Annotated in this window: 3 protein-coding genes and 1 tRNA gene; all 4 read left to right on the forward strand. The window is 73.7% G+C overall.

Annotated elements, in window-relative coordinates:
- Nucleotides 1-513 (forward strand): TIGR02611 family protein (locus GTQ99_RS21285; RefSeq protein WP_166617696.1); only part of this gene is annotated, 513 nt, incomplete at its 5' end.
- 74 nt (nucleotides 514-587) lie between these two features.
- A tRNA-Val gene (locus tag GTQ99_RS21290) sits at nucleotides 588-662 on the forward strand.
- A 19-nt stretch (nucleotides 663-681) separates the two neighbouring features.
- Nucleotides 682-1,257 (forward strand): MOSC N-terminal beta barrel domain-containing protein, encoded by a 576-nt coding sequence (locus GTQ99_RS21295; RefSeq protein WP_166617697.1) that lies wholly within the window; start codon nucleotides 682-684, stop codon nucleotides 1,255-1,257.
- A gap of 83 nt (nucleotides 1,258-1,340) precedes the next feature.
- The gene (gene thrS / locus GTQ99_RS21300) at nucleotides 1,341-3,311 is read left to right on the forward strand and encodes a threonine--tRNA ligase (protein ID WP_166617698.1); all 1,971 of its coding nucleotides are present in this window, start codon (nucleotides 1,341-1,343) and stop codon (nucleotides 3,309-3,311) included.
- Nucleotides 3,312-3,351 lie beyond the last annotated feature (40 nt).

A 3,351-nucleotide genomic window follows, 5' to 3' on the forward strand; every position in this document is an offset into this window, starting at 1 on the left:
GTGGCGGGCGGGCCCGAGGAGGCCGGTGCGCAGGCCTTCGAGCCCGTCCCCGACCGCGGTGCCGGGCGGGCGGGGCACCTGGTGCACCTGCGCAAGCGCCGGGCGCACCACCTGCGGGTCGCCCTGCACGAGCGCCGCGAGCGCATCCGGGCGGACACCCACAAGAACCGCGTCTACCGGGCCGTCGTGGGGGCCGCCGGCACGGCGGTCGTGCTGCTGGGCCTGGTGCTCGTGCCGCTGCCCGGCCCGGGCTGGCTCGTCGTCTTCCTCGGGCTCGCCGTGCTGGGCTCGGAGTTCTCCTCGGCGCGCCGGCTCAACGCCTTCGCGCGCCGCCACGTGCACGAGTGGGGGCGTTGGCTCGCCGAGCGCTCCCTGGCCGTGCGCGGCGCCCTGGCCACGGGCACGGCCCTGGTCGTCGGCGGCGCGGTCTGGGGCTACCTCGCGTGGCAGGGCGTGCCCGCGTGGACCCCGGAGGTGGTCACCGCCCAGCTCACGCGGGTGCCGGGGCTGTGAGGCGCGGGGCGGTCACGAGCACCGCCGCCGAGACGGTATGGTTCTCCTGCCGGTCGCGGTCAGCGCCACGCACCGGGCGATTAGCTCAGTGGTAGAGCACCTCGTTCACACCGAGGGGGTCACTGGTTCGAACCCAGTATCGCCCACCAGCACGACCCGGGAGACCCCGTGACCGACCTCGTCGGCGTCCTCCGCCTCATCTGCACCTTCCCCGTGAAGTCCGTCGCCGGCCGCTGCCCGCAGCGCGCCGAGGTCACCCCCGACGGCCTGCGCGGCGACCGCGGCCACGTGCTCACCGCCGCCGACGGCACCGTCCTGCTGGCCAAGCACCACCCCCGCCTGCGCGAGCTGCGCCTGGAGGGCGGCGCGGACGGCCGGGCGCCGCTCGTGCGCACCCCCGACGGCTCCGGCGACCTCGACGCCTTCCTCGGCGTCGCCGGCGTCGCCCTCGCCGCGGCCGAGGGCGGGGCCCGCCAGGTCGCGCCCGTCCACGTGGTGACCACCGCCCAGCGCGCCGACCCCGCTGCGGGCGACTCCTCCCGCGCCAACCTCCTGCTGGAGCTCGGGCCCGGTGAACCGGACCCCGGCGAGCTCGTGGGCGCCCTGCTGCGCTGCGGGGACGTCGAGCTGGAGCTCGGCGAGCGCCCGCGGCACTGCGCGGGCCTGTTCGCGACCGTCCTGGCGACGGGGGAGCTGCGCGTCGGCGACGCGGTGCGCCTGCGGCTGCCCGACCGGCGCCGCTGACCCCGGGCGGGCAGCCGCGTCGGCGCACCCGTCACCCGGATAGAGTCACGGGGTCCTTTCCCGCAGCACTCCGGAGGCACGCTGTGTCCGCCCAGCTCACCATCACCCGCTCCGGCGACGCGCAGCAGGTGGCGGCCGGCACCACGGCGGCGGAGCTGTTCGCCGACGACCGCGACGTCGTCGTCGCCCGCGTCAACGGCGTGCTGCGCGACCTGTCGCACCCGCTGGCCGACGGCGACGAGGTGGAGGGCGTGCCGATCTCCTCCGAGGAGGGGCTGGCGGTGCTGCGCCACTCCGCCGCCCACGTGGTCGCCCAGGCCGTCCAGCAGCACTTCCCCGAGGCCAAGCTGGGCATCGGCCCGCCCGTCCGCGACGGCTTCTACTACGACTTCGACGTCGAGCGCCCCTTCACCCCCGAGGACCTCAAGACCCTCGAGAAGACGGTGCAGCGGATCGTCAAGGAGGGCCAGCGCTTCGTGCGCCGGGTCGTCAGCGACGACGAGGCGCGCGCGGAGCTCGCCGACGAGCCGTACAAGCTGGAGCTCATCGGCCTGAAGTCCGGCGCCGCCGACGCCGCCGAGGGCGCCGACGTCGAGGTCGGCGCCGGCGAGCTGACGATCTACGACAACGTCCGCCGCGACGGCAGCGTCGCCTGGAAGGACCTGTGCCGTGGTCCGCACCTGCCCACCACGCGCCTGGTCGGCAACGGCTTCAGCCTGCTGCGCTCGGCGGCGGCGTACTGGCGCGGCAGTGAGAAGAACCCGCAGCTGCAGCGCGTCTACGGCACCGCCTGGCCCTCCAAGGACGAGCTGAAGGCCTACCAGGAGCGCATCGCCGAGGCCGAGCGCCGCGACCACCGCCGGCTGGGCGTCGAGCTCGACCTGTTCTCCTTCCCCGACGAGATCGGCTCCGGCCTCGTCGTCTTCCACCCCAAGGGCGGGGTCGTGAAGCGGGAGATGGAGGACTACGTCCGCCGCCGGCACATCGAGGAGGGCTTCTCCTACGTCGGCACCCCGCACATCTCCAAGGGCGGGCTGTTCGAGACCTCCGGGCACCTGCCGTACTACGAGGACACGATGTTCCCGGCGATGGAGCTGGAGAACAGCAAGTACTACCTCAAGGCCATGAACTGCCCCATGCACAACCTGATCTTCCGCTCGCGCGGGCGCTCCTACCGCGAGCTGCCGCTGCGCCTGTTCGAGTTCGGGTCGGTGTACCGCTACGAGAAGAGCGGCGTCGTGCACGGCCTGACCCGCGTGCGGGGGCTGACGCAGGACGACTCGCACAGCTACGTGACGGCCGAGCAGGCGCCCGGGGAGATCAAGCACCTCCTGGACTTCGTCCTGGGCCTGCTGAAGGACTTCGGCCTGGACGACTACTACCTGGAGCTGTCCACCCGCGGGGACTCCGAGAAGTTCATCGGGTCCGACGAGGAGTGGGCCACCGCCACGGCCGTGCTGGAGACCGCCGCGCGCGAGACCGGCCTCGACCTCGTCGCCGACCCCGGCGGCGCGGCGTTCTACGGGCCGAAGATCTCCGTGCAGGCCCGCGACGCCATCGGCCGCACCTGGCAGATGTCGACCATCCAGTACGACTTCAACCAGCCCGCCCGCTTCGGGCTGGAGTACACCGCCGCCGACGGCTCCAAGCAGCAGCCGGTGATGATCCACTCGGCCAAGTTCGGCTCCCTGGAGCGGTTCTTCGGCGTCCTCGTCGAGCACTACGCCGGCGCCTTCCCGGCGTGGCTGGCACCCGTGCAGGCCGTCGGCATCCCCGTCGCCGACGCGCACGTGCCGCACCTGCTGCACGTGGCCGAGCAGCTGCGCGCGCGCGGGATCCGCGTGGAGGTCGACGACTCCGACGACCGCATGCCCAAGAAGATCCGCACCTGGACCAAGCAGAAGGTCCCCTTCCTGCTCATCGCCGGCGCCGAGGACGTCGAGGCGGGCGCTGTCTCCTTCCGCTACCGCGACGGCAGCCAGGAGAACGGCGTCCCCGTGGCCGAGGCCGTGGACAAGATCGCGGCCGCCGTCGCCGCCCGCGTGCAGGTCTGATGAGCGGCCCCGACGCCCACCCGGACGCCCACCCGGACGC

This window comes from Kineococcus vitellinus, assembly GCF_009906315.1.
Taxonomy (GTDB): Bacteria; Actinomycetota; Actinomycetes; order Actinomycetales; family Kineococcaceae; genus Kineococcus; species Kineococcus vitellinus.